The 4,939-nt window shown below is 36.0% G+C and carries 3 protein-coding genes and 1 pseudogene; all 4 read right to left on the reverse strand.

The window, feature by feature from the left end:
• Positions 1-232: pseudogene (locus tag F6K22_RS31610) on the reverse strand (hypothetical protein); the annotation flags it as partial.
• Positions 233-637: 405 nt separating this feature from the next.
• Positions 638-1,714 carry a DUF4335 domain-containing protein gene (locus F6K22_RS31615; protein WP_293107398.1) on the reverse strand — a complete coding sequence of 359 codons (1,077 nt, stop codon included), beginning with the start codon at positions 1,712-1,714 and terminating at the stop codon, positions 638-640.
• 610 nt (positions 1,715-2,324) lie between these two features.
• Positions 2,325-3,185 carry a mechanosensitive ion channel family protein gene (locus F6K22_RS31620; RefSeq protein WP_293107401.1) on the reverse strand — a complete coding sequence of 287 codons (861 nt, stop codon included), beginning with the start codon at positions 3,183-3,185 and terminating at the stop codon, positions 2,325-2,327.
• A complete protein-coding gene (locus tag F6K22_RS31625; RefSeq protein ID WP_293107404.1) occupies positions 3,182-4,324 on the reverse strand; it encodes a hypothetical protein in 1,143 nt (380 codons plus the stop codon). The genes F6K22_RS31620 and F6K22_RS31625 overlap by 4 nt, the downstream gene beginning before the upstream one ends.
• Positions 4,325-4,939: the final 615 nt, after the last annotated feature.

Here is a 4,939-nt window from a genome sequence, read left to right on the forward strand (position 1 = left end):
TATTATCTCTAAACCGTTTTTTAGATACTATACCCTTAGCTCCACGAAATAGTTTTTCTGCTATGGGTGTCTCTTGAGAAGTAGAGGGATATTGAACAGCGATCGCCATTCCCAACACCCAGGAAAAACCGCTAGTTACCACCAGCAGTAACAATCGAAATATTAAGGATAGTATTAACAGACCCATTCCCGGAGACCTAGGGTTAATCCGATCGGGAGAAGATTTACTCACGGTTTTTCCATTGGTGACACTTTCAATTTGAATCCTACCTCAAAAACTGGTTTAGAGATAATAAGACAATATAGTTTATCTCAACGTTGGCCCTTGACCCGCGCTCTCCTGAGGTCGGGAGCGTCGCATGGGAAAACCAATCAATGTTGCGGTTTTTCCAATAGTGTGCTACTGTTCTTAAAGGCTGCTGGGCTAGCAGTGTCAGCGCCAGTCGCTCATGGGGGAGACCCCCAAGACCGCGCTGTCTTGTCTGTGGAGCGACCCTAAGACCGGAAAGAGGTTCGGCCTCGGAGGCAGGTGCTATGTTAGCGCAGCTCCTCTGCAAGAGGCAGCAGAAAGCCCCTATCAGCAATGTTAGGGAATCCCGCCCTGTCACGCAAGTGCAGCGTCGGGAGGATGTCAAATTCACCAAGGTTCTACTTCTAGAAAACCTTTTTCAGTAAACAAGACCTTAAACTCAGCGGTAGATTGACTATTATCTCCAGCTACTGCTTGTTGGTTGAGTAAATCTGGCAGAGAAGTTTTATCAACCTCATCAGCAGCAGCAGGATTTATTGGTTTATAGCCAATAATAGAACCATCAGCAGCCACTGTTACACGATAAATTAAATCTGCGTTGATTTCTATTGTCCAAGCATCATTAATTGTTGCAGAGAGTAAATTCTGTAATTTTTCAATCTCTGTTGGATCGGTAATTTCAGAACTGGTAGCCAAAGATGACTCTAAATTTTCTTCAGATAGTCTCTCCTCAGATGAATCAATAGTAGTTGATTCTGGCGAAGATTCCAAAGCGTCAGGTGTTGGGGTAGGAGTAAAACCAGGTTCCGGGGTACTTGTAGGAGATGTCTGTAAATTACCCACACTATCATTTGATTCTGGTTGAGGTTCTCTCGGACGTTGTACTTCTGGAATAGGTACAAAGAATAAAGCTAACGCTGCTATTGCTAAACCGGACATTCCCACAGCAGCAGGCAGAACTTTTTGGGCCATAGGTTCCCCTGAATTGGCCTGTTTTCGAGAAACAGGTCTGACTGCCAAAGAGAAATCTGGTAGAGTCAGAGAATCAGCAAAAAACTGGTCTATCGCCTCAACAAGATCGAATAATTCAACTGTTGTTAAATCAATAATTCTTTCAGGTTTTTCGTCTTTTCCAGGAGAGGGATTGCCATTAGAAAGTGTTAATCTGTGCAGATTGACATCTATTTTTTTTAAGTGCAGTAACTCTTGACTCTGACTGTGGTGTCTAGGGTAAGATATTCCACTCAGAAATTCCTGAGCATAGCTACTAACTTGCCTAACCAAACTTTCAAAAAAATCTCGTCCCCCAGTTAATGGTAGCTCTTGGCCATGAATATGACATTCCGCACTCATTAGTATAGATAATACCTGCCCTGGATTTAAATTAGGAGTTCCTCCAGTATCACTTAAGCCTTGCAAAATCAATTTGCAGTTAGGTAAACTGTACTGACGTTTAATTGTCATTGCACTTAATTCTCCATAACATTTGAAAACCTCAAGGTTTCTAGCACCTCACGGAAGTACCCATTCTAAATATTTTGCTATTGCAATTATTCAAGAGTCTTGCTTACAAAACTATTAATTATAACACCCTTGCTTGATTTTTATCATAGGTTTTATTATGGTACATCAATTAATTTTCTGAGACTTAAAAAATAATTGCCGACCATAATATATTCCCATGTTAGTTAGCTTGTGAGACTCTTCGCATAAGAATGTTAAGATAGCAATTAATTGAGAATTTTTATTCACTAAAACTTGCTGACAAGAGTACATTGGAAACGGGCGGAATGAAAAGTTATTGTCGATCATAGTAACAGAGGACAACTAAAGTTGTCTAGTCTCAAGGATTCCCTTGTTTTCATGTCCCGGTTTAAACACGGGGAACTTCAACGTTGCTTTTCGGTAAAATAAAATACTTCGGATTAAAATCCGACTCCTCACCTTTCATCCATCGCTTAAAAGACGATGGCTTTCATGCTCCCGTGTTATTTAGGTAAGCAGTGGGCTAAATTTCTGAGTTTACCAGTAGAAAAGTATGGGCATACTTTGGCATATCCTGATTACTATATATTTATTCGTTACTGAAATAACTTTTAGGATAAGTAAAATTATGTTTTGCAAAAGCTTGTTTGACTCGCCTCACTAAGTCAGTTTTGTAAATATATTCATCCCTGGCATCTATAGGATAAGACTTTAACTGAAATTGAGTTCCCCAAGGTTTTTCTTCAACTAATACTCTAATCGGAAATTTTAATTGAGTGTATTTACTTGTATAAGCAGCAAGATATAAAATTTTAATCACCAGTTCAGAATCTACTTCATGAGCTAAATAAAAATCAGTTGTAACTTGAGCTTCTAATGCGCCATTATTAGCATTAGATATTGGCTCATTCCAAATTTTATTATGGGGAATAAATATCAGATTATCTTCAATAGTTAGTAAACGAATACCTCGCAAATCATAAGTAACAATTTCACCATAATTGTCTCCTATTTTTACCCTATCTCCTACTCTATAGGGAGTTTCAAATAGAGCTACTACTCCAGCAATTAGAGAACTAACATAATCTTTAAAAGCGAAACCTAAAGCTACAGCAATAGTACCCGTTATCGCTAATAAATTTTGAGTAGAAAGTTGCAAGAATAAACTGAGTACATAAATTGTAGTAGTAAATAAAATTAAAGCTTGTAGAAAAGGCTCTGATTGTTTAGCTGCTGCTCGAAATCTTAAAGGAACTCTTTCTGATAACCACTTGCTCAAAAATTTAACGCTGATGAGAAAACCATAAGCAATAACTAAAGCAATTATTGTTTGCAGAATAGTCTGAAAATTTATATTCTTGATACTTATTCCTTCTAATCCTTGGTCTAATGTGAGTAGATTAAGATTAAAAAAAATAGTTAATTCTAGATATTTTAAAGATAAACTCATTCTATTAAATCAGTTATAAAATTATATTTTTTTAAATACCTACACAGTTTTAAATAATGTGCAGGATGAACGCTAAATAAATTATTCAAACGTTGAATTATTCCCAGGTGTAATAATTTTTCAATTTGGAATTGAATTATACTTTCCGGTTCTCCTAAACTCAAAGCTAGGTCAGATAAATTAATTTCTTTGTGCAAAAGTATAGAAAATAAAAGATAGCGGTCATCAGCCTTCAATTCTGATTCTGGTAAATCTAATGATTTAATTTTTTTGTACTCTACCAGAATAGTTTCTGTATCTTCTGCTTGAGTATTAACATTTTGAGTATTAATATTTTCCAGATTTGCCATACTCAAAGATTGTAACCATAATTGAGCAGCTACTGAACTTAATCCTTGGGAAACATAGGATAAAGAATCAAAATTTTCTTTGATTTTAGCAATTTGTTTTTCTTCATCTTGATCGTTGTTTTCAAACTCCAGTTGATTAATTACAGGAGTGAGCCATTCCATAATTTCTTCTCCTGTCATAGTTGGTAATGGTCGAGTTTTTTCAAAGTAAGACTTAATATTATAAACATGGTCAAGATATTGCCACGTTAAAGAATTACAACCAATTAACCAAAATCGAGAGTGGTCTTGAAAGATTCTATTTCTTAAAAACTCAATTCCATCCAAACCATGTATTTGTCGTAGGAAGCAAAATTCCAAACAAGGAATAACTACTAATTCCTTAAATTTGCCAGAATTATTATCAACATCTAACTTTGCAGACAGACCTAAATCTTTTTGTAAATTAGGAACAATATTCCAGGAATCTTTAGGTCTATTTGACCAGGATAATAACTTAATATCTTCGATACCTTCATAATTCCAGTTAGCTAAAGCTGACTGAATAATTTGGGATAAAGGTTCTATAGAACTACTGAGAATTACCAGTTCATTTGTCTCTGGATTCTTTGGCCATTGAAGTAATGCTCCCTCTAAAGTAGATTGCACAATTTGGAGATATTTAGAATGACAAGGTAAAGCTTGAATTTGTTGATTTAAACTAGAAGTAATGTTGTTTGGAAGTTCATCAAGTTCATTCTCAGTTTCCTGGGATGGAGTTTTGATAAATATAGATTTTAATTGATACACGATCTGCAGAATTTTAATAAGGAATAAGGAAGAAGGAAGATAAAAAAACTATACCTGATTAATATGAGAACCGATATATTATAAAAAGTTAGGTAAGCATTCAGGTATTAGCAGTCAGCTTTTTCTAGAGCATAATGCACTAATATAGCAATCCTATTTTATTCGTGGCAAAAATCTTACCGAGAAATTGTGGTCTCTTGCCTCCCCTTTTAAGGGGAAAAAAGCGGTCGTTTCGCTTCGCGACATGAATTGCTCGCAGTCCGTTAGGATGGGATGGCGAGGTCTCCGTTCCCTCCGGGACGCTACGCGAACTTCGAAGCTTTGCGAAGCGCAAACGCTGGCCTCCAATCTCCCAAGAGAGAAGAAAAAATTTTTCATAATTAGTCAATCCTATCCGTTTTCAAGGAGAGGTAATTATTAATTATTAATTATTAATTATTAATTATTAATTGTTGAATGCTTTTTAGGCAACAGGCACTATTGCTACAGCTCATCTGGTGGGAGTTTCAACTTTTTTATTTACTTTTTAATTACCCGCAACCTATGGGCGGATTGCTATAGATTTTTAATTAATGAGGAAGATTAGCTAATCTACTTTGAGAGTAAATTTTAATA

The organism is Okeania sp. SIO2F4 (genome assembly GCF_010672385.1).
Taxonomy (GTDB): Bacteria; Cyanobacteriota; Cyanobacteriia; order Cyanobacteriales; family Microcoleaceae; genus Trichodesmium.